This is a genomic window from Cupriavidus nantongensis, from assembly GCF_041726985.1.
GTDB lineage: Bacteria > Pseudomonadota > Gammaproteobacteria > Burkholderiales > Burkholderiaceae > Cupriavidus > Cupriavidus nantongensis_A.
Genome location: NZ_CP168303.1, coordinates 1,972,556 through 1,995,952, shown reverse-complemented (window position 1 = coordinate 1,995,952; position 23,397 = coordinate 1,972,556). Strand labels below are relative to the sequence as shown.

The window sequence follows — 23,397 nt, the reverse complement described above, 5'->3', positions numbered from 1 at the left end:
CTCATTCCTCCCGGAGCCTCATCCATGTTCAGGAACACGACCATCGGCGCCAGATTGTGGTTTCTCACTATCGTCATTAATTTGTTGTTGCTGATTGTCGGTGCCGTCGGCTGGCTTGGCATGTCGCGCAGCAACGAGGCCACGCACCAGATCTACGAGCAGCAGCTGTCGGCCGCGGTCCATCTGGCCGAGGCGCGTTCGAACCAGTTGCTGGTGCGCGTGCTGCTGGACCAGGCCACCTTTGCCGCCGATCCGGCCGACGCCAAGGCACGCGCCGCGACCGCGGAAGGCTTTGCGCGCGAATCTGAGAAGGCCTGGAAGGCCTATCTCGCGCTGCCGCGTTCGGTCGACGAAGCCAAGGTGGTCGAAGACGTCACCGCCAGGCGCGATGCGCTGTTCAGGCTGGGTGTCGCGCCCATGATCGCCGCGCTGCATGCCGGCGATCGCGACGGCGTGATGAAGGCGGTGCTGGAAACCATTCCGCAGCTCGATATTGCCTTCACCGCCGTCAACAACGAGCTGAACAAGCTGCAGGTGGCCAGCGCGAAGCAGGTCTACGAGGCCTCGCAGCAACGCTACCGTAACCTGTTCACGCTGTCGGTGTGCGTGCTGGCCGCGGGACTGGTGTTCAGCACCGTGGTGGCGTGGCGCCTGCGCCGTTCCATCGTGCAGCCGCTGGACACAGCGATTGCGCGCTTCGAAAAGATTGCCGGTGGCGACCTGAGCGTTGCCGCGTCTGGCGATGAAGTAGGGGGCGGCCAAGCGCTGGCCGACGAAGCGGCGCGCAACGAGACCGCGCGCATGCTCGGCATGCTGGGCCGGATGCAGGCCAGCCTGGTGGCAATGGTGGGCGATGTGCGCGGCGGCGCCGACTCGATCGCCGCGGCCAGCAAGCAGATTGCCAGCGGCAATGCCGACCTGTCGCAGCGCACCGAGCAGCAGGCGGCGTCGCTGGAGGAAACCGCTTCGAGCATGGAGGAACTGACCAGCACCGTGCGCCAGAATGCCGACAGCGCGCGCGAGGCGCGCGCGCTCGCCAGCGATGCCGCGACCCTGGCCGGACGCGGCAGCGATGCGGTGCTGCGTGTGGTCAATACCATGCAGTCGATCGACGCCAGCTCGGGCAAGATCGTCGACATCATCGACGTGATCGAGAAGATCGCGTTCCAGACCAATATCCTGGCGCTGAACGCAGCGGTGGAAGCGGCGCGTGCCGGCGAGCATGGCCGCGGCTTTGCCGTGGTGGCCGGCGACGTGCGCGACCTGGCGCAGCGCTGCGCCGGCGCATCCAAGGAGATCCGCGCGCTGATCGGCGCATCGGTGGCCAATGTGCGCGAGGGCTCGGGGCTGGTCGATGAAGCCGGGCGCGCGATGCAGGACATCGTCGACGCGGTGCAGCGCGTCAGCGCCATCATCGGCGATATCAGCGCGGCGTCGGACGAGCAGTCCAACGGCATCGAGCAGGTCAACGTGGCGGTGTCGCAGATGGACAGCATGACGCAGCAGAACGCGGCGCTGGTGGAGCAGGCCGCGGCCGCCGCGGCATCGCTGGAAGAGCAGGCGCAGCGGCTCACCTCGCTGGTGGCGACGTTCCGGCTGGCCTGAACGGGCAGGGCGCATGCGTGTCGGCATGCGCCGCAAGCTGCCCACGTGGGTGCGCGGGCCAAGGTGACTGGCGTAAAATTGCCAGTTGCATTGGAGGAGTACGACATGACTGAATTCGTCACGACCGAGGTCCGCGGTGGCATCGGATACCTGACGCTGAACCGCCCGCAGGCGCTCAATGCGCTGTCGCTGGACATGATCCGCGCCATCACGCAGGCGCTGCAGGACTGGGCCGCCGCGCCCGAGGTCGCCGCCGTGGTGGTGGCCGGTGCCGGCGGCAAGGCGTTCTGCGCCGGCGGCGATATCCGCTATTTCCACCAGGCCGCGCATGCGGGCGATCCGCTGCTCGACCAGTTCTTCGTCGAGGAATACGCGCTCAATTTCCTGATCCACCGCTACGCCAAGCCCTATATCGCGCTGATGGATGGCGTGGTGATGGGCGGCGGCATGGGCATCTCGCAGGGGGCGCGCCTGCGGCTGGTCACCGACCGCACAAAGATGGCCATGCCGGAGACCAATATCGGCCTGTTCCCGGATGTGGGCGGCGGCTGGTTCCTGGCGCGCACACCCGGACGCATCGGCGAATACCTGGGCCTGACCGGCACCGTGATCCACGCCGCCGACGCCTTGTATGCCGGCCTGGCCGACGCCTACCTGCCCGGCAACCGCCTCGCGGAACTGGTCGATTCGCTGCGCGCGCAGCAGTTCGCCAGCGGCGATGCGGTGCTGGCGCATATCGCAACCTTCACCGCACCGCACCGCGCGGATTGCGTGCCGGCGCAGAGCACGCTGGCCGGTCTGTCGGCGCAGATCGACCAGCTGTTCGCCGGCAATACCGCGCAGGACATTCTTGCCGCCGTCAGCGATGCCCCCGGCGACTGGGCCGCGCAGACCGCCGCCATGCTGCGCAGCCGTTCGCCACTGATGCTGTGCGTGACGCTGGAGCAGATCCGCCGCGCGCGCAGCATGTCGCTGGAAGACGAACTGCGCATGGAGCTGGACATGATGTACTACGTGTTCCGCAAGGGCGACGGCGTCGAAGGCATCCGCGCGCTGGCGGTCGACAAGGACCACAAGCCGCGCTGGCAATACGCGCGGCTCGATGAAGTCAGCCGCGAGAAGGCGCTGTCGTTCTTCGACAGCCCGTGGCGCCAGCAGGAGCACCCGCTGGCGGCACTGGGCAAGCCTGCCTGACATCGTTGCAGGGGACGCGCCGGCGCCGACTCGGGTAGAGTGGCGGGCAGGGCCTGGCGCCCGCGCACGACGATGCCGCGCGCGGACGCCGCCCGTGCCAATCCGTCCACACCGTCAAAGGAGCCGCAATGAGTGATCCTCGTGATGTCGTTGTACTGGTGGGAAGCCTGCGCAAGGAGTCATACAACCGCAAGCTGGCCAAGGCGCTGATTGCGCTGGCGCCGGCGCAGCTCAGGCTGGAAATCGTCGAGATCGGCAGCCTGGAGCTGTACAACCAGGACCTCGACGACAAGCCGACCCAGGCCTGGACCGCCTTCCGCGACCGCATTCGCCGCGCCGACGCCGTGCTGTTCGTCACGCCGGAATACAACCGCTCGGTGCCCGCGCCGTTGAAGAACGCCATCGATGTGGGTTCGCGCCCGTATGGCAGCAGCGTCTGGGACGGCAAGCCCGGCGCCATCATCAGCGCATCGCCGGGCGCCATCGGCGGCTTCGGCGCCAATCACCACCTGCGCCAGTCGCTGGTGTTCCTGAATATCCCCATCCTGCAGCAACCCGAGGCGTATATCAGCGGTGTCGACAAGCTGTTCGACGAGCAGGGCGGGATTGCCAACGAATCGACCAAGGGCTTCCTTGGCAAATTCATGACCACGTTTGGCGCCTGGATCGAGCGGAACGCGCCGCGCTGAGGAGGCGTGCAGCGTCAGCTTTCGAAAGCCTTGATCGAAAAACGGCGAAAAGCAAAACGGCGCCTGAATCAGGCGCCGTTTTGCAGGGAATTTTGGGGTGGCTGATGGGACTCGAACCCACGACGACAGGAATCACAATCCTGGACTCTACCAACTGAGCTACAGCCACCGTAGAGGTCATCAGCGAAGCGCTGATCGACGAAAAACAAGATTATACAAACAGATTTTCGAGATGGCTAGTATCCCGCACAAAAAATTTTGAGGGCATCGCTCAGGAACGGGACGGGCTCCACTTGGCCTCGAGCAGCACCGCCTGCTTGATCGCGGCGATGGTTTCGGCTTCAGTATCGAACTGGCCCAGCAGCCGGCGCGACTTGCCGTTCAGCACGGCTTCCTGCAACGCCTTGCCGGCCGCTTCCGAGGTGCCGGGGTGCCAGCAGTAGCGCGCGGTCCATTTGCCATCCTGGAGTTGCTCGGCCACCCAGATCACCCTGAAGTCTTCATAGACCACGCCGAACGGCGCTTCTTTTTCCACGTTGTCTTTGTCCATGCTGCCTCCCCTGCCGGCACGGTCCGCATACCGTGCCTGATTTCGCCTGGGGAGCGTGCGGAAATCGTATCACGGGTCCTCGATGACTTCCGACCACGCCCGCCAGCCAAATATGCTGGACACAGCCCCTACCTCTGCAGGGTTCATGCGGCACGTGCCCGAAGCGATACTCGAGTCCGAGGGACATTGACCCCCCTCGACCTTCCCGTCAGGCGGCCCGCCCCATGGGCCGCCTGCCTCTTTTTCCTTCCCTGCTTTCCTTCGCCCCGCGGCCGGCGTTTCCATGCCGCACCATGCCTGCAATGGAACCTCTTGGCCACGCGCGAGCCCAACCGAGGTTATCGACGCAGGGAACAGGCCATGCAGAACAAGTGTAGATGGACGGCGAGGATTCTTGCGGTGGCGGCACTGGCGGCCATGCTGGGCGGATGCGCCTCGGGCGGCAGTGCCGAGGGCAGGGAATCGAGCATCACGACTTACGGCACGCTGGACATCGGCATCAGCCATACGCGATAGGCCGGCGATGCGCCGTCAGCGGAAGCTATATTGCGTGACCGACGGAACGCTTGTCCGGAAGGCTGGTCAAATCGGTTCTTCGAGGTGGTGCCGGGCGAGCGCGCAAAAAAAGAGTCCGCAGCGCGGACTCTTAACTTTAGCGATCTCAAATGCCCTGAAGGCCGTTGCACTGTAACTGCCACGCGGGCAAAGCACCATTCGGGTAAACGAAGAGCGATGCCGCAAGCGCGAGATCGCCGACGAAAAAAAGCCCGCCGGAGCGGGCCAATAATCAGTTGAAGAAAGCCCTGTATTCGAGGGCAGGCACAGTGTAAGAAAGTGCCCTGCCTCAGCGAATTAGGGGAATCCCTTTCCGGACGCCGGTTTCCGGGCGATCTGGCATCTCATGTGCGGCGCGCGGAACCCGCGCGCCGCCATGCATATTTTCACGATTCGAAGTTAGAGCGAGGACTCGGCACGGCACCAGACGGTGCGCGCTTACGCGGCCAGCGGCTCGTGCGCGTGCGGGTGCAGATGCGTGCGGGCTTCTTCGAACAGCGCCTCGACATCCGCCCGCGTGCGCGCCGCATGCATGCGTTTCGCATCGGACAGCACGCGGCGCCAGCCCCGTCCCCCGGCGATGCCGCGATGCAGGCCGAGCATGTGCCGGGTCACGGCACCCATATATCCGCCTTGCTCGACGAAGTCGCCGATATAACGCTGCATCGCCAGTTCGACTTCGAGCCGCGACGGCACTGGCGCACTGGTGTCGCCATAGAAGCGCGCGTCCATTTCCGCGAGGATATACGGCTGGTGATACGCCTCACGTCCGATCATGACGCCATCGACATGCTCCAGATGAGCGGCGATTTCGTCATGGCTGACGACGCCGCCGTTGATCAGGATCTCGAGCTCCGGAAATTCGCGCTTGAGCTGGTACGCCACCTCATAGCGCAGCGGCGGAATCTCCCGGTTTTCCTTCGGGCTCAGGCCCTTCAGGATGGCATTGCGCGCGTGCACGATAAACGTGCCGCAACCCGCATGCGCCACCTTGCCGACAAAATCGCGGACGAAATCGTAGTGCTCGACCTTGTCGATGCCGATGCGATGCTTCACGGTTACCGGAATCTCCACCGCATCGCGCATGGCCTTCACGCAGTCCGCCACCAGGTCCGGCTCCGCCATCAGGCAGGCACCGAAGGCGCCGCGCTGCACGCGCTCGGACGGGCAACCGCAGTTCAGGTTGATTTCCGCATAGCCCCACTGCTGGCCAAGCTTCGCCGCCATGGCAAGATCCGCCGGCTCGCTGCCGCCCAACTGCAGCGCGACCGGATGCTCGGCCGCATCGAAGTCGAGGTGGCGCGGCACGTCGCCATGCAGCAGCGCACCGGTGGTCACCATCTCGGTATACAGCCAGGTGTGGCGGCTAAGCTGGCGATGGAACATGCGGCAATGACGGTCGGTCCAGTCCATCATCGGCGCAACCGAAATGCGGCGGGGATTTACGTTCATGAAATACGGCAATTGGGTACGGGCCGGGCGCGGCAGCGTCGGCTGGCCGCTGAGACTGACGCGGCGGCATATGCAGGTCACTGCACCCCGGCTGGAGCCAAGCGCGGGGCGGGCCAGCGAGAAAGCGTGAGTATAGGCTACCGCGACAAGGTCTGCTGCGGCACGATTCCGCAGCCCCAAGCCGCAAGCTAGCTGCGGCAGGGGATGCTATCCCGGTGCGCAGCGGCGTAACGCTTTGATACAGCGGCCAGCGATTCCGGTTGCTATGCTGGCCGCAATTTCGCTCCTGCTTTTTCTCTCATGTTCCGGACGCCCGCTACCGCTGTCTCCTTGCTACTGTGTTTGATGGCGCCACCGCTGGCGCAGGCCGACGATCGCGATTATCCCGGTGGCTATCGCCATGGCAGCGGCGAATACAAGGAGAAGTTCCGTAGCGGCGGCTGCGAGGTGGAACGCGAGCAGAAGCGCGATGGCGAATACAAGGAAGAGCGCAAGTGCAAGGGTGGGCCGCGCGGTTACGAGCGGAAGCAGAAATACCGCGAAGGCCATTGCCTGATCGAGCGCGAGTGGAAGAGCGACGGGGAATTCGAAGAGAAGATCGAGTGCAAGCGCTGGTAACCGGTAAGCGTCTTGCCATGCCAGACGCCGTTGCTGGCTAATGGCGAAGCTCGAGATGGCGCGTGGCCCGCGCGGGGGTTAAAATCCGCACCCGGCGCCCACAATACCTGCACTCCAAGGGCGCCGTTTTCATTCCCCGGGGGCGGTATGTTGGTTCGAACGGCACTGATTGGCGCAGCGATGGCAACCATGGTGGCAGGGTGTGCCACTGGCACTTCGGAGAAGGACGTGCGCGCTCGCCCGCCGATGCGCCTGAATACGCAGGCCAAGATGGCCGACGTTGCAAAATGCCTGCGCAACAATCTGGGCGATGAGGCTACGCTGGTCCAGTTGCCGGCGAAAAACCAGATCGAAATCCGTATCGGCCAGAGCGCCGCAAGCGGTGAATATCTATACGCCTACCTGATCTCGATGACGGCACAGGCCGACGGCACGGCGCTGGAATTGCGCAAGACCGATACCTGGTTTCCCCAGCTGACGCCGGCGGAACTGGAGGCCGAAGTCAAGGCCTGCGCGCGCAGCTAAGCGGGGCAGGGCCCGGCGACGCCAGGCGTCTGCGAGTATCCGTCACGCGGCCAGCTTTTCGGTAGTTTCAAGTTCCAGCATGCGGCAGATGGCCGCCATGCTGCCGACCATGGTACGGCGCTGCGTCCCCTGGTAGACGCGTACGCCCTTGCTCTGGCGAAACGGCACGGGCTTGACCGGACGGCGGGCGGCGACGTGGTGGATTTGCGGCATGGTGGCACCTCTTTTTAGGCAAAGCGGGGTCAACACCCGGCAAGCCGGGCGGCGTCTGCAAAGCAATGGAAGCGGGTGGGCCCGCGCAGGACGAATGCCTGCGATGGTGCCCGGCTAGAAGCCGGAAGAGCGGATCAGCCCGACGGCGATGCCTTCCAGCGAGAACTCTTCACCGGGCTCGACGATGATGTTGGTGAAGTCCGGGTTCTCGGCAATCAGTTCGATATGGCCGCCGCGCCGCTGCAGGCGCTTGACGGTGACATCGTCGCCCAGTCGCGCCACCACAATCTTGCCGTTGGCAGCCTCGCTGGCGCGGCGCACGGCGAGCAGGTCACCATCGAGGATGCCGGCGTCGCGCATGCTCAGCCCGCGCACGCGCAGCAGGTAATCCGGACGCTCATCGAAGACCGAGGCATCGACCTGGTACTGGCGATCGATATGCTCGGCGGCCAGGATGGGGCTGCCGGCTGCGACGCGGCCCACCAGCGGCAGCGTCAGCTGCAATACGCCGGCCATTGGCAACGAGAACTGGTCCGGCAGCTCCGAATCGCTGCGCGACACCTTCAGGCGGATGCCACGCGACGCGCCCGGCGTCAGTTCGATCACGCCTTTGCGGGCCAGCGCCCGCAGATGTTCTTCGGCGGCATTGGGCGAGGAGAAACCGAACTCCGCTGCGATCTCGGCGCGGGTAGGGGGAAAGCCGGTACGGCGGATCGTGTTGCGGATCAGATCGAAAATCTGCTGCTGCCGGGGTGTCAGGGTCGCCATGGGATCGCCGTTCCGTGCAGGGCCGCTGGCCTGGATGACGGAAGCTCTGGTCCGTTATCCAGCATCCGGCGGGCCGGGCACTGTATGTTTAAACAGTATGCTGTGATTTTATACAGTATCGGCGTCAGTGCAAGCAGAATTTTGAGGCGTGTCGCATGGACGCCGGCCAGGGCGCCTGATCCCGGCTGCGGCCGGGGCGTGTGCGCCCGCTACAATTGCCTTTCCTTTATCCAGAACAAAATCCTTGCGCGCTCCCATGACCCAATTGCCTCGCATCGTCGTATTGGCCACTGGCGGCACCATCGCCGGCGCCGCCGGCAGCGCCGCCAGCAGTGCCCGTTACCAGGCGGCGACCGTGCCGGTGTCCTCATTGCTGGCGGCGGTGCCGCCGTTGCAGTCGCTGGCCCGCATCGAGGCCGAGCAGGTGGCGCAGGTCGACAGCAAGGACATGACCTTCGCGCTGTGGCAAACACTGGCGGCGCGGGTCGGGCACTGGTCGGCGCAGCCTGACGTGGCGGGCATCGTGATCACGCACGGCACCGACACGCTCGAAGAAACCGCGATGGCGCTGCACCTGACGCAATCGTGTCCGGTGCCAGTGGTCCTGACAGCCGCGATGCGTCCGTCGACGTCGCTGTCGGCCGACGGGCCGCTGAACCTGCTGGATGCGGTGCGCGTCGCCGCCCATCCGGATGCGCGCGGCAAGGGTGTGCTGGTAGTACTGAACCAGCAGATCCACGCGGCACGGGACGTGGCCAAGGCGCATACGTCGGCGGTCGATGCCTTTGTCTCGCCGTGCGGGCCGCTGGGGTTCGTGCAGGACGACTACGTGCGCTTTGCCCGGACGCCCCGGGCACTTGCGCCCATCGGGCCGATGCCGGCGGCGTGGCCGATGGTGGAGATCGTGGCGAGCTACGCGCAGCCGGGCAGGGCGATGGTGGATGCGCTGGTGCAGGCCGGCGTCGCCGGCCTGGTTGTGGCCGCGACCGGCAATGGCTCGGTCCATGAGGTGCTGGCGGCGGCCCTTGCCGACGCGGCCGCGGCCGGGGTGGCGGTGGTGCGCAGTTCCCGCACTGGTACCGGGCATGTGGCGATCCCGCCGCTGCCCAGTCCTGCCGACGGTGTGTTCGTGGCGGCTGCGGACCTCAATCCCTACAAGGCGCGCGTGTTGCTGGCGCTGGCCCTCGCGGCGGATGCCGGGCTCGCGCGCGACCCGGCGCGGCTGCAGGCGGTCTTTGCCAGCGCCTGATTTGCCCGTGAAATCAGCAGCTTGCGTTGCTGGCGCGCGGCGGGCTATAATTTAAGGCTATTCAACCTTGCCACACCGGACTCGTGACGCCCGGGTGGCTAATCCCAAAAGGAGCGTCAATGCGTCATTACGAAATCGTCTTCATCGTCCACCCGGACCAGAGCGAACAAGTGCCGGCCATGATCGAGCGCTACAAGCAGCTCGTGACCTCGCAGAACGGCAACGTTCACCGCGTGGAAGACTGGGGCCGTCGCCAGATGGCTTACATGATCCAGAAGCTGGCCAAGGCTCACTACGTTTGCCTCAACATCGAATGCGGCAAGGAAACCCTGGCTGAACTGGAACACGCGTTCAAGTTCAACGACGCCGTCCTGCGCCACCTGATCGTGCAGACCAAGAAGGCCGAGACCGCACCTTCGCCGATGATGAAGGAAGTGCAGCGCGAAGAAGCCCGCAAGGCCGCGCAAACGACCACCGAAGGCCAGGCCGCCTGAGTGCGGACTGCGGTGCGCGCCGTGGCTGACAGCGTTGGCCGGGGCGCGAGCGGAAACCGCAACGATTGCAACCAGCAAGAGGCCCCGCGTTGAACCAGCTTCGGCTTGCCGCCACCCTGGCGGAACGCGATGCCCTGCGCTATACCCCGGCCGGGGTCCCCGTCGTGAACTGCATCCTGCAGTACAGCGGCGAGGCCGTCGAGGCGCAGACGCCGCGACAGGTCGAGTTTGCAATCGCTGCGATGGGGATCGGCCAGGTTGGCCAGCGTCTGGAGCGGCTGCCGCTCGGCACGCTGCTCGACTGCGAAGGATTCCTGGCCCGCAAGCACCGCAACAGCAAGGCTCTCGTCTTTCACATCACTGGATGTAAAGCATTCGAAAAGGATTGAATCATGGCATTCGTCAAACGTGACAACAAGAACAAGAAGCGCTTCCAGCAACAGAACCCGCTGTTCAAGCGCAAGCGCTTCTGCCGCTTCACCGTGGCTGGCGTCGAACAGATCGACTACAAGGATCTGGACACCCTGAAGGACTTCATCGGCGACAACGGCAAGATCACGCCGGCCCGCCTGACCGGTACCAAGGCTCACTATCAGCGTCAGCTGGATACGGCCATCAAGCGCGCGCGTTTCCTCGCGCTGATGCCGTACACCGACCTGCACAAGAACTGATCAGGCCCTAGGTCCGTCAAGGAGAGAACACGATGCAAATCATTCTGCTGGAAAAAGTCGTCAACCTGGGCAACCTGGGTGACATCGTCAAGGTGAAGGACGGTTACGCCCGTAACTTCCTGATCCCGGGCAAGAAGGCCCGCCGCGCCACGCAAAGCGCGATCGCCGAATTCGAAGTCAAGCGCGCCGAGCTGGAAAAGGCCGCTGCCGAGAAGCTGGCCGCCGCGCAAGCCGAAGGCGAGAAGCTGAACGGCCTGACCGTCCAGATCTCCCAGAAGTCGGGTGTGGACGGCCGCCTGTTCGGTTCGGTGACCAACGCCGACATCGCTGAAGCCCTGGCTGGCCAAGGCTACAAGCTGGAAAAGGCGCAGGTTCGCCTGCCGAACGGTCCGCTGAAGACGGTTGGCGACCACCCGGTCAGCGTTGCGCTGCACACGGACGTCGTGGTCGACGTGACCGTGTCGGTGGTGGGCGAGAGCGTCTAAGGACGCGACGCCCCGGCCGGCGCACGGCGCCGGCCAAAGCCCCGCAAGCATTGCAAAAAGGCAGGAGCCCCGGCTCCTGCCTTTTTTGTTGCCCGGTTGCCCTGGACGGCGCTGTCGCCAAATGTCCGGCGAAGTGTGTCCACCCGCCGTTATAATCCCTCCCCATGAACGCGCCCGTCGCCGACCCCCAACTCGATAACCTCAAGGTCCCGCCGCACTCCATCGAAGCCGAGCAATCGGTGCTCGGTGGCCTGCTGCTGGACAATGCCGCCTGGGACCGCATCGCGGACTTCCTGTCCGAGGCGGATTTCTACCGTTTCGACCACCGGATGATCTTCCAGAGCATCGCCCGGTTGATCTCGGCCACCAAGCCGGCCGACGTGATCACGGTCTACGAGATGCTGCAGGTGGCCGGCAAGGCCGAAGAGGTGGGCGGGCTGGCGTACCTCAATTCGCTGGCGCAGAACACGCCCAGCGCGGCCAATATCCGCCGCTACGCGGAGATCGTGCGCGAGCGCTCGGTGCTGCGCAAGCTGGTGACGGTGGCCGACGATATCGCCTCGGCCGCATTCGCGCCCAAGGGGCGCGAGGTGCGCGAGCTGCTCGACGAGGCCGAGTCCAAGGTCTTTGCGATTGCCGAAGAGGGCTCGCGCGGGCAGAAGGGTTTCCAGGAAATCCAGCCGCTGCTGACCCAGGTGGTGGAGCGCATCGACGAGCTGTATCACCGCGATTCGACCACCGACGTCACCGGCGTGCCGACCGGTTTCATCGACCTGGACAAGATGACCAGCGGCATGCAGCCAGGCGACCTGATCATCGTCGCCGGCCGCCCGTCGATGGGCAAGACCGCGTTCTCGCTGAACATCGGCGAGCACGTGGCGGTGGAGCAGGGGCTGCCGGTGGCGGTGTTCTCGATGGAAATGGCGGGCACGCAGCTGGCCATGCGTATGCTGGGCTCGGTCGGGCGGCTCGACCAGCACCGGCTGCGTACCGGGCGCCTGCTGGACGAGGATTGGCCGCGGCTGACGCATGCGATCCAGCGCATGAACGACACCCAGCTGTTTATCGACGAAACCCCGGCGCTGAACCCGATGGAACTGCGCGCCCGGTCGCGGCGCCTGGCGCGCCAGTGCGGGCAGCTGGGGCTGATCATCATCGACTACCTGCAGCTGATGTCGGGCTCCGGCGGCGGCGAGAACCGCGCCACGGAAATTTCAGAAATCTCCCGTTCCCTGAAGGGCCTGGCGAAGGAGCTGAATTGCCCGGTGATCGCGCTGTCGCAGCTGAACCGCAGCCTGGAACAGCGTCCCAACAAGCGCCCGGTGATGTCCGACCTGCGCGAATCGGGCGCTATCGAACAGGATGCCGACGTGATCCTGTTCATCTACCGCGACGAAGTCTATAACGCCGACTCGCAGGACAAGGGCACCGCCGAAATCATCATCGGCAAGCAGCGTAACGGCCCGATCGGCACCGTGCGACTGACTTTCCTCGGCCAGTTCACGAAGTTCGACAACTTCAGCGGCGGCCCGGCCTTCTTCGACAACGACACCTGACGAAGTCAAGCGGGTCGGCCCTCCGGCGTGCCTGCCCGTCTCGTTTGTGCCAAATACGCGGGCAATGTCCCGGTAACCCTGTAAAATATTGCGCTTTGATGACAGCCGCCATCCGCGGCGGTCATGCTCGCGTCCGCTTAATCCCGCAACACCATCCGCAGCGATACCACGCTGCCACAAGGAACATTCCATGTTCGGCCGATTCATGCCCACCGAGGGCAAGTTCTTCGAATATTTCAACCAGCACGCCGACTGCGCGGTGACCGCCGCCCATGAACTGCAGGCCCTGGTCAACGACCTGCCCAACGCCGAGGCCCATGCCCGGCGCGTCCAGGCCACCGAAAAGAAGGCCGACCGGATCACGCACGACACCATCGACCTGCTGCACAAGACCTTCATCACGCCGCTGGACCGCGACGAGATCCACAAGCTCATCACGACCATGGACGACATCCTGGACCTGATGGAAGACGTGGCCGAGACCATCTCGCTGTATGACGTGACCAACCTGACCGACGAGGCGCTGCGCCTGGCCGCGATCTGCGTGCAGTGCTGCGACCAGGTCAAGATTGCCGTGGGCCTGCTCGAGGACATGGGCAACGCCAGCACCATCCTGAAGACCGCGCAGCAGATCGACCAGCTGGAATCCGAGGCCGACCGCGTGATGCGCTCGGCGATGTCCAAGCTGTTCCGCGACGAGACCGACGTCAAGCGCCTGATCAAGCTGAAGGCCATCTACGAGCAGCTCGAGACGATCACCGACAAGTGCGAGGACGTCGCCAACATCATCGAAGGCATCGTCCTGGAAAACGCCTGAGGCGGCAATCGGCATGCAGACCATACAAATGAGCCTGTGGGTGATCGCCTTGCTGGTGGCGCTGGCACTGCTGTTCGACTTCATGAACGGCTTCCACGACGCGGCCAACTCGATCGCGACGGTGGTGTCCACGGGCGTGCTCAAGCCGCACCATGCGGTGGCGATGGCGGCGATGTGCAACGTCGTCGCGATCTTCGTGTTCCACCTGAAGGTGGCGGCCACGGTCGGCACCGGGACCATCCAGGGCGGTGTCGTCGACCACTATGTCATCTTCGGCGCGCTGGTCGGGGCGATCGCGTGGAACGTCATCACCTGGTACTACGGCATTCCGTCGTCGTCGTCGCATGCGCTGATCGGCGGGCTGGTCGGTGCCGCGGTAGCCAAGGCCGGCACCGGTGCGCTGGTGGCCAGCGGGCTGCTGAAGACGGTGGCGTTCATCCTGGTGTCGCCTTTCCTCGGCTTTCTGTTGGGTTCGCTGATGATGGTCATCGTCGGCTGGACCTTCTTCCGCACGCCGCCATCGCGCGTGGACCGCTGGTTCCGGCGGCTGCAGCTGGTCTCGGCTTCGCTGTACAGCCTTGGCCATGGCGGCAATGATGCGCAGAAGACCATCGGCATCATCTGGATGTTGCTGATCGCCAGCGGCCACGTGCTCGCCGGCGATCCGCCGCCGACCTGGGTGATCGTCAGCTGCTATGTGGCCATCGGCATGGGCACGCTGTTCGGCGGCTGGCGCATCGTGCGCACCATGGGCCAGAAGATCACCAAGCTCAAGCCGGTGGGCGGCTTCTGCGCCGAGACCGGCGGTGCGTTGACGCTGTTCTTCGCCTCGGCGCTGGGGGTGCCGGTGTCGACCACGCATACCATCACCGGCGCCATCGTCGGGGTCGGCTCGTCGCAGAAGATGTCGGCGGTGCGCTGGGGCGTGGCCGGCAATATCGTCTGGGCCTGGGTACTGACGATTCCGGCCTCGGCCTTCATGGCGGCGATCGCATGGTGGATCGGGCGCCATATCCTGTAACGCGGCACTAGCCGCTGATGCAAAAAGCCAGGCAAATGCCTGGCTTTTTTGTTTGCCGCGTGGCGGGTTAGCGGTTGGCGAAGGCGGCGATGGGATCGTCGTCGTCCGGCAGCGGGGCGGGTTCCGGCACCAGGGGCGCCGGGGCGGGCACGGGGACCGGCGCCGGTGTCGGTGCCGCCGGCGGCAGGTTGACCGCACCGGCCACCACGCGCCGGGCGCCGTTGTAGCGCGAGGCCCAGTAGGGCTTGCCCATGTCCTCCAGCCTTACGGTGCCGCCGGACGATGGCGCATGGACAAAGCGGTTCTGGCCTACGTAGATGCCGACGTGCGAGTTGGCGCGGCCGGTGGTGTTGAAGAACACCAGGTCGCCGGAAGCGACTTCGCTGCGGTCGAGCGAGCTGCCGCGCGTGCCCATGGCCTCGGTGGTGCGCGGCAAGCTGACATTGGCCGCGCGCGCGACCACATAGCGCACCAGGCCGCTGCAATCGAAGCCGGCATCGGGCGTATTGCCACCGTAGCGGTACGGGGTGCCGACCAGCGACATCGCCTGGATCGAGATTTCCTCCAGCCCGGCGCTGGGATCGGTCATGGGCTTGCCGGGCGTGCGCGGCAAGCTGCCATGGCGAGAGGGTGGGGAGCTGGCGCACGCTGCCAGCAGCAGTGCGGCGGCGCACAGCAGCGGCAGGCCGGCCCGGGCAAGCGGGCCGGGCAGTGCGGAAGGACTGGAAGAACTACGGGTACGGCGCAATGGCATCGCTGGATTCCGGTCGCCGGCCTGCCGGCGCACCGGAAGCCTTGCCGCTACCAGCGTAGCTGGGCGTTGCGCGTACCGGTGCTGACCTTGATCGACTTGGCCTGGCCCTTGTAACTGGCCTCGATATTGTAGCTGCCTTCCGGCGCACGTATCAGGCAGCGGGGCCCGGCGGCACGAAAGGTTGCGACTTCCTGCTCGTCGCGCACCAGCTTGACCGCGACATCGGACAGGAACTCGCCCGCGGCGCCCTGCGTGAACAGGATGCCGATATTGAAATCCTTCTCGCGCGTGGCCAGCGCCTGGCGCTCGTCTTCGGCGACGCCGCCGCAGACATAGCTGACCGGGCCCATGGTGCGGATCACCAGTTCGTCAGCCGCGGCGCGCGCCTGAAGCGGTCCGGCCAGGACCACGGCGACGCCGATCAGCGCGGCCCGGCGGAGATGCTGTGGGTTCATCGACGCCTCCAGTTGGGGGTGCGGGACAACAAGCGGACGTGCGGACATCATAGCCGCATTGCGCTTGCCGCTCACGGCAGCGGGCCCGGGCCCCTTCCGCATGGAAGGGTGCCCGGGCCCGCTGTCAGCGTCAGAGCACGTCGCCGGCGTGGTCGGCCAGGCGCGAGCGCTCGCCGCGCGCCAGCGTGATGTGGCCGCTGTGGCTCCAGCCCTTGAAGCGGTCGACCACGTAGGTCAGGCCCGACGAGCCCTCGGTCAGGTAGGGCGTGTCGATCTGCGCGATATTGCCCAGGCAGATGATCTTGGTGCCCGGGCCGGCGCGCGTCACCAGCGTCTTCATCTGCTTGGGCGTCAGGTTCTGCGCCTCGTCGATGATGACGAACTTGTTGACGAAGGTGCGGCCGCGCATGAAGTTCATGCTCTTGACCTTGATGCGCGAGCGGATCAGCTCCTGCGTCGCGGCGCGGCCCCAGTCGCCGGCGCTGTCGTCGCTCTTCTGCAGCACTTCGAGGTTGTCGTCGAACGCGCCCATCCACGGCTGCATCTTCTCTTCCTCGGTGCCGGGCAGGAAGCCGATGTCCTCGCCCACCGGCACGGTGGCGCGGGTGACGATGATCTCGTTGTAGAGCTTCTGGTCCAGCACCTGCTCCAGGCCTGCCGCCAGCGCCAGCAGCGTCTTGCCGGTACCGGCCTGGCCCAGCAGCGTGACGAAGTCGATGTCCGGGTTCATCAGCAGGTTGAGCGCGAAGTTCTGCTCGCGGTTGCGCGCGGTCACGCTCCACACGTTGTTCTTGTGGTGCGTGTAATCCTTCAGTGTCTGCAGCAGCGCGGTCTTGCCATTGATCTCCTTGACCTGCGCATACAGCGGCAGGCTGCCGTCCACGGGCTCGAGGTAGACGAACTGGTTGACCAGGAACGACGGCACCAGCGGACCGGTGAGCCGGTAGAACATGGCGCCGGACTTGGGATCCTGCCAGCTTTCTACGCCCTTGCCGTGCCTGGCCCAGAAGTCGCCGGGCAGCTGCATCACGCCCGCGTAGAGCAGGTCCTTGTCCTCGAGGACCTGGTCGTTGAAGTAGTCCTCGGCCGGCAGGCCCAGTGCGCGCGCCTTGATGCGCATGTTGATGTCTTTCGACACCAGCACTACCTGGCGCTCGGGATACTGCTGCTGCAGCGCGCTGACGACGCCCAGGATCTGGTTGTCGGCCTTGCCCTGCGGCAGGCCTTCGGGCAGCTTGATATCGTTCAGGCGCGTCTGGAAGAACAGCTTGCCCTGCGCGTCGCGGTTGCCCAAGCTGGCCAGCGACAGGCCTTCGTCGAGCACGCCGTCGGTGCCGCCCACCAGCGAGTCGAGTGTGCGGCTGACCATGCGCGCGTTGCGCGCGACTTCGCTCATGCCCTTCTTGTGGTTGTCCAGCTCTTCGAGCGTCATCATCGGCAGATAGATGTCGTGCTCTTCGAAACGGAACAGCGAGGCCGGGTCGTGCATCAGCACGTTGGTGTCGAGCACGAACAGCTTGCTCGGGCCTTCGGCCTTGCGCGCGCGGCGCGTGGTGCCGGTCGACGGCTTGACCAGGCTCACCGGCGCGGCGCTGACGGCCGGCGTCGATACAGCGGGCGTTTCGGTGCTGCGGGCGCGGGTGCCGCCGGCGGCGCGGGCCTTGACTTCAGGCACCTGCGTGTCGCCGGTTTCCAGCAATGCCACGCGCTCGAGCGCCGGCACAGGTTTCTTGCCCTGTGTGGCGGCTTTGGCCTTAGGCACCGCGGAAACCGGAGCAAACTCGCTCGGGTCCAGCAATTGGGCAGGCTTGGCGGGCATGGTAGGCAGCGGCATGCTTGGCTTTCCTTTCAGGGGGACAAGAAGGGGGCGGGGATGTCCGGTCCGCGGCGCCGCGCAAACTCGTCAGCGTGCGACGGCTTCGGGGCGGCGTGGCGGACCCGGGTCGGGGCATGCATGCGCGAGGCGCCCGGCGCGGACAACCATGAGGACAGACGTGGCTGCAAACAAAAAAGCCGCCATGCCTGCGGAACAGGGTTGGCGGCTCTTGGGCGGACTGCCGACATGGCAGGTCCGCTACCGGCCTGTGGCAGGAAGCGCCTGGGCCGGGGAGTCGAAACAGCGTGGCATCCGGAATCTGAACTCATTACGGGCCAATGTATCCGAAGGCTTTGGGTTTGGCAATTGGGTTTCCAACGTTTGCCACGGCGCGTCCGGATCGAAGCCTTTACGGGCAACGGCGGGGCAACGGCGCGCGGGCGATGCGTCAGAGGCCGCCCACGATCTCCAGCACTTCGTCGACGTGGTTGGGCACCTTGATGCCGCGCAGCTCGTGTCGCAGGATGCCCTTGCCGTCGATGACAAAGGTGCTGCGCTCGATGCCGCGGTGCTCCTTGCCATACAGCTTTTTCATCTTGATGACATCGAACAATGTGCACACATTTTCGTCGGCATCGGAGATCAGTTCGAACGGCAGTTCCAGCTTGGCCTTGAAATTTTCATGCGAGCGCAGGCTGTCGCGCGAGATGCCGAACACATGCACGCCGGCCTTCTCGAAATCCTCGTACTGGTCGCGGAAGTTCATCGCCTCCGTGGTGCAGCCCGGCGTGTTGTCCTTCGGGTAGAAGTACAGCACCACCGTCTTGCCGCGGTAGTCGGCCAGGCGGAAGGTGGCGTCGCCGGTCATCGGCGCGCTGAAGTCGGGGATGGCCTTGTTGAGACTGACGGTCATGCTTGTGGCTCCTTGGGGGAGGGGCAGGGGATCGGTGAGATCGTTGGAATCGGGAGAGGGGCTGCCGCCTCAGCGCGAGCAGATTGGGGCGCCTCGCCCGGACTTCAAGCGTGGCGACTGCTCAACTTTCGCCTGGGCCGCGTCAGCTGGCCTGGGGCTCGAGCAGCAGCACCGCCGCCACCTTGCGGCCCTCGGCCATCAGGATGTTGTAGGTGCGGCAGGCGGCCTGCATGTCCATGGCATCGACGCCGACGTGGCGGCGCGCCAGCGATGCGGTCAGGCGCGGGTGCGGAAAGCGCAGCCGCGAGCCAGTGCCGAGCAGCACGACTTCGGGTCCCAGTTGGGACAGCTGCTCGAAATGCGCGGGCTCCAGGTCTTCGAAGCGGTCGACCGGCCAGGGCCGCACTTCGCCCTCCGGCATGACCAGCACCGAGCTGGTGTGGCGCACGAGGTTGATTTCGATATACCCAGGCCCGTAGGCCGTGACGGTGTTGAGCGACTGGGGCTGGTCGGCGTGGAGTTTCACTTGGGGATCTCGGCGGTGGCCGGCGCGGGCTGGCGCGCGGGTCCGCGGAGCGGAGGGCCGGCGGGCCGGGCGGGCCGTGGATGGACGACAGCGGGCAGGCGGCCGCGGTGCGCGCGGACAGCGCACGCTGCAATGCAAGAATCCCTGCCGAAGTCTGTCATAATCCGATAAATTATAGCTTTTGCCTCCCTGTCTGCCACGTTTGCGTTGCATCGCAGCGGACGGCGCCTCCGCATTCTTTCAGATTCTGTCAGATCGCCTCGATTCCCTGTCCGGTGCCGCCGACGCGGCACGCCACGCTTGCCCGACATCGCCGTGAAACCCATCCAGAAATCCAACAAACTCAATAACGTTTGCTACGACATCCGCGGGCCGGTGCTGGAAAAGGCCAAGCAGATGGAGGAAGAAGGGCACAAGATCATCAAGCTGAATATCGGCAACCTGGCCGTGTTCGGCTTCGATGCGCCGGAGGAAATTCAGCAGGACATGATGCGAAACCTGCCAAATTCGGCAGGTTATTCCGATTCCAAGGGCATTTTCGCCGCGCGCAAGGCGATCATGCACTATACCCAGCAAAAAAATATCGAAGGCGTCGGCCTGGACGATATCTATGTAGGCAACGGCGCCTCCGAACTGATCGTGATGGCGGTCAACGCGCTGCTCAATACCGGCGACGAAGTGCTGGTGCCGGCGCCGGACTATCCGTTGTGGACCGCAGCGGTGAGCCTGTCGGGCGGCACGCCGGTGCACTACATCTGCGACGAGTCCAACGAGTGGATGCCCGACCCGGCCGATATCCGGGCGCGCATCACGCCGCATACCAAGGCCATCGTCATCATCAACCCGAACAACCCCACCGGGGCGCTATATTCGGATGAGCTGCTGCGCGAGATCGTCGCAATCGCGCGCGAGCATGGGCTGATCATCTTTGCCGACGAGATCTACGACAAGGTCCTGTACGACGGCAACACCCATACCTCGATCGCCTCGCTGTCGACCGACGTGCTGACGGTGACCTTCAACGGCCTGTCGAAGAACTACCGCTCGTGCGGCTACCGCGCCGGATGGATGGTGGTGTCGGGCGACAAGCGCCCGGCCATCGACTACATCGAAGGCCTGAACATGCTGTCGTCGATGCGCCTGTGCGCCAACGTGCCGGGCCAGTGGGCGATCCAGACCGCGCTGGGCGGCTACCAGAGCATCAACGACCTGGTCGCCGAAGGCGGGCGCCTGCGCCGCCAGCGCGACCTGGCCTACGAACTGATCACCGCGATTCCGGGCGTGACCTGCATCAAGCCCAAGGCGGCGCTGTACCTGTTCCCGAAGCTGGACCTGTCGATGTACCCGGTGCAGGACGACCAGGAGTTCATCTATGAACTGCTGCAGGAGTCCAAGGTGCTGCTGGTGCAGGGCTCCGGTTTCAACTGGGCCCGGCCCGACCATTTCCGCATCGTGTTCCTGCCGCACGAGGAAGACCTGCGCGAGGCCATCGGCCGCATCGCGCGCTTCCTCGAGGCCTACCGAAAACGCCACGGCAAGGCAGCGGCCTGATCCGGCCGGCCGCGCCGCAACCCATCCTTAGCAACTCAGAAGATTTGTCCATGAACCCCATCAAAGTTGGCCTGCTCGGCATCGGTACCGTCGGTAGCGGCACGTTCAACGTGCTCAAGCGCAACCAGGAAGAAATTCGTCGCCGCGCCGGCCGCGGCATCGAGATTGCCGTGGTGGCCGATCTCAACACCGAACGCGCGCGCGAACTGACCAATGGGGAAGTGGAGATCGTCAGCGATGCCAACGCGGTGGTCAACCGCCCCGACGTCGACATCGTCATCGAACTGATCGGCGGCTACGGCATTGCGCGCGAGCTGGTGCTCAAGGCGATCGAGAACGGCAAGCACGTGGTCACCGCCAACAAGGCGCTGCTGGCCGTGCATGGCAACGAGATCTTCGAAGCCGCGCGCAAGAAGGGCGTGATCGTCGCGTTCGAGGCCGCGGTGGCCGGCGGCATCCCCATCATCAAGGCGCTGCGCGAAGGCCTGACCGCCAATCGCATCCAGTGGATCGCCGGCATCATCAACGGCACCACCAACTTCATCCTGTCCGAGATGCGCGACAAGGGCCTCGATTTCGACGCGGTCCTGAAGGAAGCGCAGCAGCTGGGCTACGCCGAGGCCGACCCGACCTTCGACATTGAAGGCGTCGACGCCGCGCACAAGGTCACGCTGATGAGCGCGATCGCCTTCGGCATGCCGGTGCAGTTCGACAAGGCCCACGTCGAAGGCATCACCAGGCTGTCGGCCACCGACATCAAGTACGCCGAAGAGCTGGGCTACCGCATCAAGCTGCTGGGCATCACCCGCCGCCGCGACGACGGCGTCGAGCTGCGCGTGCATCCTACGCTGGTGCCGGCCACCCGCCTGATCGCCAATGTGGAAGGCGCGATGAACGCGGTGCTGGTGCAGGGCGACGCCGTGGGCGCCACGCTCTACTACGGCAAGGGCGCCGGCGCCGAGCCGACCGCCTCGGCGGTGATCGCCGACCTGGTCGACGTGACCCGCCTGCACACCGCCGATCCCGAGCACCGCGTGCCGCACCTGGCGTTCCAGCCCGACGAGCTGTCGAGCGTGCCGGTGCTGCCGATCGAAGAGATCAACAGCTCGTACTACCTGCGCATGCGCGTGTCCGACGAGACCGGCGTGCTGGCCGAGATCACGCGCATCCTGGCCGAGGGCGGGATCTCGATCGACGCCATGCTGCAGAAGGAATCGCGCGAAGGCGAGCCGCAGACCGACATCATCATCCTGACCCACATCACGCGCGAGAAGCACGTCAACGCAGCCATCGCGAAGATCGAGGCACTGCCCACGGTGCTGTCCGCGGTGACGCGCCTGCGCATGGAAGAACTGAACTAAGGGCCGGACCGGACCATTGTCATGAAATACCAGTCGACCCGCGGCCACGAGATGCCGCAATCGTTTTCCGAGATCCTGCTGGGCGGCCTGGCGCCGGACGGCGGTCTGTACCTGCCCGCGCAGTATCCGCAGGTCACGGCCGATGAGCTGGAAGCGTGGCGCAAGCTGCCGTACGCCGACCTGGCCTACGAGATCCTGCGCAAGTTCTGCGACGACATTCCCGCCGAAGACGTGCGCGCGCTGACGCGCAAGACCTATACCGCCGAGGTGTACTGCAACGCGCGCGAAGGCGACAACACCGCAGACATCACGCCGCTGCGCACGCTGGGCGAGGAAGGCGGCACCAGGCTGCAGCTGCTGGGCCTGTCCAACGGCCCGACGCTGGCGTTCAAGGACATGGCGATGCAGCTGCTCGGCAACCTGTTCGAGTACGCGCTGGCGCGCGCCGGGCAGGAGCTGAACATCCTGGGCGCTACCTCCGGCGATACCGGCAGCGCGGCCGAATACGCGATGCGGGGCAAGCGCGGCATCCGCGTCTTCATGCTGAGCCCGCACCGCAAGATGAGCGCGTTCCAGACCGCGCAGATGTTCAGCCTGCAGGATCCGAACATCTTCAACATCGCTATCGATGGCGTGTTCGACGACGCCCAGGACATCGTCAAGGCGGTCTCGAACGACCACGCCTTCAAGGCACGCCAGAAGATCGGCACGGTCAACTCGATCAACTGGGCGCGCGTGGTGGCCCAGGTGGTGTACTACTTCAAGGGCTGGCTGCTGGCGACCGACGGTCCCGGCCAGAAGGTCTCGTTCTGCGTGCCCTCGGGCAACTTCGGCAATGTCTGCGCCGGCCATATCGCGCGCATGATGGGCCTGCCGATCGACAAGCTGGTGGTCGCCACCAACGAGAACGACGTGCTCGACGAGTTCTTCCGCACCGGCGCCTACCGCGTGCGCAAGTCGGCCGAGACCTACCACACCTCCAGCCCGAGCATGGACATCTCCAAGGCCTCGAACTTCGAGCGCTTCGTGTTCGACCTGCTGGGCCAGGACGCCGGCAAGCTTGCAGCGCTGTTCCGCGACGTGGAAGAGCAGGGCGGCTTCGACCTGTCGGGCACGCCGGAATTCGACCGCATCCGCCAGTTCGGCTTTGTCTCCGGACGCAGCACGCACCAGGACCGGCTGGCGACCATCCGCGACCTGTCGTCGCGCTATGGCATCACCATCGATACCCATACCGCCGACGGCATCAAGGTGGCGCGCGAGCATCTCAGCGCCGGCGTGCCGATGGTGGTGCTGGAAACCGCGCTGCCGGCCAAGTTTGCCGACACTATCCGCGAAGCGCTCGGCCACGAGCCGGAGCGCCCGGCGAAGTTCGAGGGCATCGAGAGCCTGCCGCAGCGCTTCGAGGTAATGCCCGCCGACGCCGCACAGGTGAAGGCCTATATCGCCCGCCACACCGGCCTGTAAGCGCGCAGGTGCGGACCTCGGACGTGGCTGCGGCGCCGCCGCGTGCCGGGTCCGGTCCAACTCGCTACAATCAGGCTGCGGGCCCGATCCAC

Annotated in this window: 26 protein-coding genes and 1 tRNA gene; 17 read left to right on the top strand and 10 right to left on the bottom strand. The window is 65.3% G+C overall.

All coding sequences use genetic code 11. The features are described 5' to 3' along the window. Nucleotides 1-24 precede the first annotated feature (24 nt). The 3 genes from ACEI37_RS20430 (at nt 25) to ACEI37_RS20420 (ending at nt 3,488) form a co-directional block, all read left to right on the top strand. Entirely contained in the window at nt 25-1,605 is a 1,581-nt protein-coding gene (locus tag ACEI37_RS20430) for a methyl-accepting chemotaxis protein (protein ID WP_373377939.1), read from the top strand. 105 nt (nt 1,606-1,710) lie between these two features. Then, nucleotides 1,711-2,799 (top strand): enoyl-CoA hydratase/isomerase family protein, encoded by a 1,089-nt coding sequence (locus ACEI37_RS20425; RefSeq protein ID WP_373377938.1) that lies wholly within the window; start codon nt 1,711-1,713, stop codon nt 2,797-2,799. Nucleotides 2,800-2,927: 128 nt separating this feature from the next. Further along, on the top strand, nt 2,928-3,488 hold the full coding sequence (locus tag ACEI37_RS20420; RefSeq protein ID WP_373377937.1) for an NADPH-dependent FMN reductase: 561 nt from the start codon (nt 2,928-2,930) through the stop codon (nt 3,486-3,488). Nucleotides 3,489-3,581: 93 nt separating this feature from the next. Here the strand turns inward: ACEI37_RS20420 and ACEI37_RS20415 are convergent. Both ACEI37_RS20415 and ACEI37_RS20410 read right to left on the bottom strand, forming a co-directional pair. Next, nucleotides 3,582-3,657, bottom strand: a tRNA-His gene (locus tag ACEI37_RS20415). Nucleotides 3,658-3,759: 102 nt separating this feature from the next. Then, the gene (locus ACEI37_RS20410; RefSeq protein WP_026164422.1) at nt 3,760-4,038 is read right to left on the bottom strand and encodes a hypothetical protein; all 279 of its coding nucleotides are present in this window, start codon (nt 4,036-4,038) and stop codon (nt 3,760-3,762) included. Nucleotides 4,039-4,398: 360 nt separating this feature from the next. On the opposite strand from ACEI37_RS20410, the gene ACEI37_RS20405 reads away from it, so the two are divergent. Next, nucleotides 4,399-4,554, top strand: a complete 156-nt coding sequence (locus ACEI37_RS20405; protein WP_373377936.1) for a hypothetical protein — start codon at nt 4,399-4,401, stop codon at nt 4,552-4,554. 477 nt (nt 4,555-5,031) lie between these two features. On the opposite strand, the gene dusA is transcribed toward ACEI37_RS20405, so the two are convergent. Beyond that, nucleotides 5,032-6,045: a tRNA dihydrouridine(20/20a) synthase DusA gene (gene dusA, locus ACEI37_RS20400; protein WP_373377935.1), complete on the bottom strand. Its 1,014-nt coding sequence runs from the start codon at nt 6,043-6,045 to the stop codon at nt 5,032-5,034. 345 nt (nt 6,046-6,390) lie between these two features. On the opposite strand from dusA, the gene ACEI37_RS20395 reads away from it, so the two are divergent. Further along, nucleotides 6,391-6,663 carry a hypothetical protein gene (locus ACEI37_RS20395; RefSeq protein ID WP_373377934.1) on the top strand — a complete coding sequence of 91 codons (273 nt, stop codon included), beginning with the start codon at nt 6,391-6,393 and terminating at the stop codon, nt 6,661-6,663. A gap of 228 nt (nt 6,664-6,891) precedes the next feature. Beyond that, nucleotides 6,892-7,188 (top strand): hypothetical protein, encoded by a 297-nt coding sequence (locus tag ACEI37_RS20390; RefSeq protein WP_373377933.1) that lies wholly within the window; start codon nt 6,892-6,894, stop codon nt 7,186-7,188. Nucleotides 7,189-7,230: 42 nt separating this feature from the next. Here ACEI37_RS20390 and ACEI37_RS20385 read toward each other — a convergent pair whose 3' ends face one another. Both ACEI37_RS20385 and lexA read right to left on the bottom strand, forming a co-directional pair. Further along, the gene (locus tag ACEI37_RS20385; RefSeq protein WP_012353085.1) at nt 7,231-7,401 is read right to left on the bottom strand and encodes a hypothetical protein; all 171 of its coding nucleotides are present in this window, start codon (nt 7,399-7,401) and stop codon (nt 7,231-7,233) included. Nucleotides 7,402-7,515: 114 nt separating this feature from the next. Then, the gene (gene lexA, locus ACEI37_RS20380; protein ID WP_012353084.1) at nt 7,516-8,169 is read right to left on the bottom strand and encodes a transcriptional repressor LexA; all 654 of its coding nucleotides are present in this window, start codon (nt 8,167-8,169) and stop codon (nt 7,516-7,518) included. Nucleotides 8,170-8,425: 256 nt separating this feature from the next. Here lexA and ACEI37_RS20375 point away from each other — a divergent pair, with 256 nt between their 5' ends. The 8 genes from ACEI37_RS20375 to ACEI37_RS20340 all read left to right on the top strand — a co-directional run bounded on the left by ACEI37_RS20375 (nt 8,426) and on the right by ACEI37_RS20340 (nt 14,462). Continuing rightward, complete coding sequence (locus tag ACEI37_RS20375; protein ID WP_373377932.1) at nt 8,426-9,418, top strand: asparaginase; 993 nt, start codon at nt 8,426-8,428, stop codon at nt 9,416-9,418. A gap of 119 nt (nt 9,419-9,537) precedes the next feature. Then, complete coding sequence (gene rpsF / locus ACEI37_RS20370; RefSeq protein WP_010809513.1) at nt 9,538-9,912, top strand: 30S ribosomal protein S6; 375 nt, start codon at nt 9,538-9,540, stop codon at nt 9,910-9,912. Nucleotides 9,913-10,001: 89 nt separating this feature from the next. Then, the gene (gene priB, locus ACEI37_RS20365; RefSeq protein ID WP_012353082.1) at nt 10,002-10,301 is read left to right on the top strand and encodes a primosomal replication protein N; all 300 of its coding nucleotides are present in this window, start codon (nt 10,002-10,004) and stop codon (nt 10,299-10,301) included. Between the two features lie 3 nt (nt 10,302-10,304). Next, complete coding sequence (gene rpsR, locus ACEI37_RS20360; RefSeq protein WP_006163606.1) at nt 10,305-10,583, top strand: 30S ribosomal protein S18; 279 nt, start codon at nt 10,305-10,307, stop codon at nt 10,581-10,583. A gap of 32 nt (nt 10,584-10,615) precedes the next feature. Beyond that, nucleotides 10,616-11,068 carry a 50S ribosomal protein L9 gene (rplI, locus tag ACEI37_RS20355; protein WP_373377931.1) on the top strand — a complete coding sequence of 151 codons (453 nt, stop codon included), beginning with the start codon at nt 10,616-10,618 and terminating at the stop codon, nt 11,066-11,068. Between the two features lie 164 nt (nt 11,069-11,232). Further along, the gene (locus ACEI37_RS20350; RefSeq protein WP_018007703.1) at nt 11,233-12,624 is read left to right on the top strand and encodes a replicative DNA helicase; all 1,392 of its coding nucleotides are present in this window, start codon (nt 11,233-11,235) and stop codon (nt 12,622-12,624) included. A gap of 190 nt (nt 12,625-12,814) precedes the next feature. Beyond that, entirely contained in the window at nt 12,815-13,441 is a 627-nt protein-coding gene (locus ACEI37_RS20345) for a DUF47 domain-containing protein (protein ID WP_010809517.1), read from the top strand. Between the two features lie 13 nt (nt 13,442-13,454). Further along, nucleotides 13,455-14,462: an inorganic phosphate transporter gene (locus tag ACEI37_RS20340; protein ID WP_012353079.1), complete on the top strand. Its 1,008-nt coding sequence runs from the start codon at nt 13,455-13,457 to the stop codon at nt 14,460-14,462. A gap of 67 nt (nt 14,463-14,529) precedes the next feature. Here the strand turns inward: ACEI37_RS20340 and ACEI37_RS20335 are convergent, their stop codons facing one another. From ACEI37_RS20335 to ACEI37_RS20315, 5 genes are all read right to left on the bottom strand, one after another. Next, nucleotides 14,530-15,216: a C40 family peptidase gene (locus ACEI37_RS20335; RefSeq protein ID WP_373377930.1), complete on the bottom strand. Its 687-nt coding sequence runs from the start codon at nt 15,214-15,216 to the stop codon at nt 14,530-14,532. A gap of 47 nt (nt 15,217-15,263) precedes the next feature. Next, complete coding sequence (locus tag ACEI37_RS20330) at nt 15,264-15,671, bottom strand: hypothetical protein (protein WP_373377929.1); 408 nt, start codon at nt 15,669-15,671, stop codon at nt 15,264-15,266. 130 nt (nt 15,672-15,801) lie between these two features. After that, nucleotides 15,802-17,505 carry a PhoH family protein gene (locus tag ACEI37_RS20325; RefSeq protein WP_062800463.1) on the bottom strand — a complete coding sequence of 568 codons (1,704 nt, stop codon included), beginning with the start codon at nt 17,503-17,505 and terminating at the stop codon, nt 15,802-15,804. 430 nt (nt 17,506-17,935) lie between these two features. Continuing rightward, complete coding sequence (locus ACEI37_RS20320; protein ID WP_373377928.1) at nt 17,936-18,400, bottom strand: peroxiredoxin; 465 nt, start codon at nt 18,398-18,400, stop codon at nt 17,936-17,938. Nucleotides 18,401-18,542: 142 nt separating this feature from the next. Next, nucleotides 18,543-18,926, bottom strand: coding sequence for an Mth938-like domain-containing protein (locus ACEI37_RS20315; RefSeq protein WP_373377927.1), 384 nt, complete (start codon nt 18,924-18,926; stop codon nt 18,543-18,545). A gap of 315 nt (nt 18,927-19,241) precedes the next feature. Between ACEI37_RS20315 and ACEI37_RS20310 the strand changes: the two genes are divergently transcribed. From ACEI37_RS20310 to thrC, 3 genes are read left to right on the top strand one after another with little or no spacing between them, the layout of a single operon-like run. Further along, nucleotides 19,242-20,477, top strand: coding sequence for a pyridoxal phosphate-dependent aminotransferase (locus tag ACEI37_RS20310; RefSeq protein WP_373377926.1), 1,236 nt, complete (start codon nt 19,242-19,244; stop codon nt 20,475-20,477). A 50-nt stretch (nt 20,478-20,527) separates the two neighbouring features. Further along, nucleotides 20,528-21,838 carry a homoserine dehydrogenase gene (locus tag ACEI37_RS20305; RefSeq protein ID WP_373377925.1) on the top strand — a complete coding sequence of 437 codons (1,311 nt, stop codon included), beginning with the start codon at nt 20,528-20,530 and terminating at the stop codon, nt 21,836-21,838. A 21-nt stretch (nt 21,839-21,859) separates the two neighbouring features. Then, nucleotides 21,860-23,305, top strand: coding sequence for a threonine synthase (gene thrC / locus ACEI37_RS20300; protein ID WP_373377924.1), 1,446 nt, complete (start codon nt 21,860-21,862; stop codon nt 23,303-23,305). Nucleotides 23,306-23,397: the final 92 nt, after the last annotated feature.

Bases quoted from the DNA above. Each gene is read 5' to 3' on its own strand.
- ACEI37_RS20430 (WP_373377939.1), top strand. From the start codon at position 25: ATGTTCAGGAACACGACCATCGGCGCCAGATTGTGGTTTCTCACTATC.
- ACEI37_RS20425 (WP_373377938.1), top strand. From the start codon at position 1,711: ATGACTGAATTCGTCACGACCGAGGTCCGCGGTGGCATCGGATACCTG.
- ACEI37_RS20420 (WP_373377937.1), top strand. From the start codon at position 2,928: ATGAGTGATCCTCGTGATGTCGTTGTACTGGTGGGAAGCCTGCGCAAG.
- ACEI37_RS20410 (WP_026164422.1), bottom strand. From the start codon at position 4,038: ATGGACAAAGACAACGTGGAAAAAGAAGCGCCGTTCGGCGTGGTCTAT.
- ACEI37_RS20405 (WP_373377936.1), top strand. From the start codon at position 4,399: ATGCAGAACAAGTGTAGATGGACGGCGAGGATTCTTGCGGTGGCGGCA.
- dusA (WP_373377935.1), bottom strand. From the start codon at position 6,045: ATGAACGTAAATCCCCGCCGCATTTCGGTTGCGCCGATGATGGACTGG.
- ACEI37_RS20395 (WP_373377934.1), top strand. From the start codon at position 6,391: ATGGCGCCACCGCTGGCGCAGGCCGACGATCGCGATTATCCCGGTGGC.
- ACEI37_RS20385 (WP_012353085.1), bottom strand. From the start codon at position 7,401: ATGCCGCAAATCCACCACGTCGCCGCCCGCCGTCCGGTCAAGCCCGTG.
- lexA (WP_012353084.1), bottom strand. From the start codon at position 8,169: ATGGCGACCCTGACACCCCGGCAGCAGCAGATTTTCGATCTGATCCGC.
- ACEI37_RS20375 (WP_373377932.1), top strand. From the start codon at position 8,426: ATGACCCAATTGCCTCGCATCGTCGTATTGGCCACTGGCGGCACCATC.
- rpsF (WP_010809513.1), top strand. From the start codon at position 9,538: ATGCGTCATTACGAAATCGTCTTCATCGTCCACCCGGACCAGAGCGAA.
- rpsR (WP_006163606.1), top strand. From the start codon at position 10,305: ATGGCATTCGTCAAACGTGACAACAAGAACAAGAAGCGCTTCCAGCAA.
- rplI (WP_373377931.1), top strand. From the start codon at position 10,616: ATGCAAATCATTCTGCTGGAAAAAGTCGTCAACCTGGGCAACCTGGGT.
- ACEI37_RS20350 (WP_018007703.1), top strand. From the start codon at position 11,233: ATGAACGCGCCCGTCGCCGACCCCCAACTCGATAACCTCAAGGTCCCG.
- ACEI37_RS20345 (WP_010809517.1), top strand. From the start codon at position 12,815: ATGTTCGGCCGATTCATGCCCACCGAGGGCAAGTTCTTCGAATATTTC.
- ACEI37_RS20340 (WP_012353079.1), top strand. From the start codon at position 13,455: ATGCAGACCATACAAATGAGCCTGTGGGTGATCGCCTTGCTGGTGGCG.
- ACEI37_RS20335 (WP_373377930.1), bottom strand. From the start codon at position 15,216: ATGCCATTGCGCCGTACCCGTAGTTCTTCCAGTCCTTCCGCACTGCCC.
- ACEI37_RS20330 (WP_373377929.1), bottom strand. From the start codon at position 15,671: ATGAACCCACAGCATCTCCGCCGGGCCGCGCTGATCGGCGTCGCCGTG.
- ACEI37_RS20325 (WP_062800463.1), bottom strand. From the start codon at position 17,505: ATGCCGCTGCCTACCATGCCCGCCAAGCCTGCCCAATTGCTGGACCCG.
- ACEI37_RS20320 (WP_373377928.1), bottom strand. From the start codon at position 18,400: ATGACCGTCAGTCTCAACAAGGCCATCCCCGACTTCAGCGCGCCGATG.
- ACEI37_RS20305 (WP_373377925.1), top strand. From the start codon at position 20,528: ATGAACCCCATCAAAGTTGGCCTGCTCGGCATCGGTACCGTCGGTAGC.
- thrC (WP_373377924.1), top strand. From the start codon at position 21,860: ATGAAATACCAGTCGACCCGCGGCCACGAGATGCCGCAATCGTTTTCC.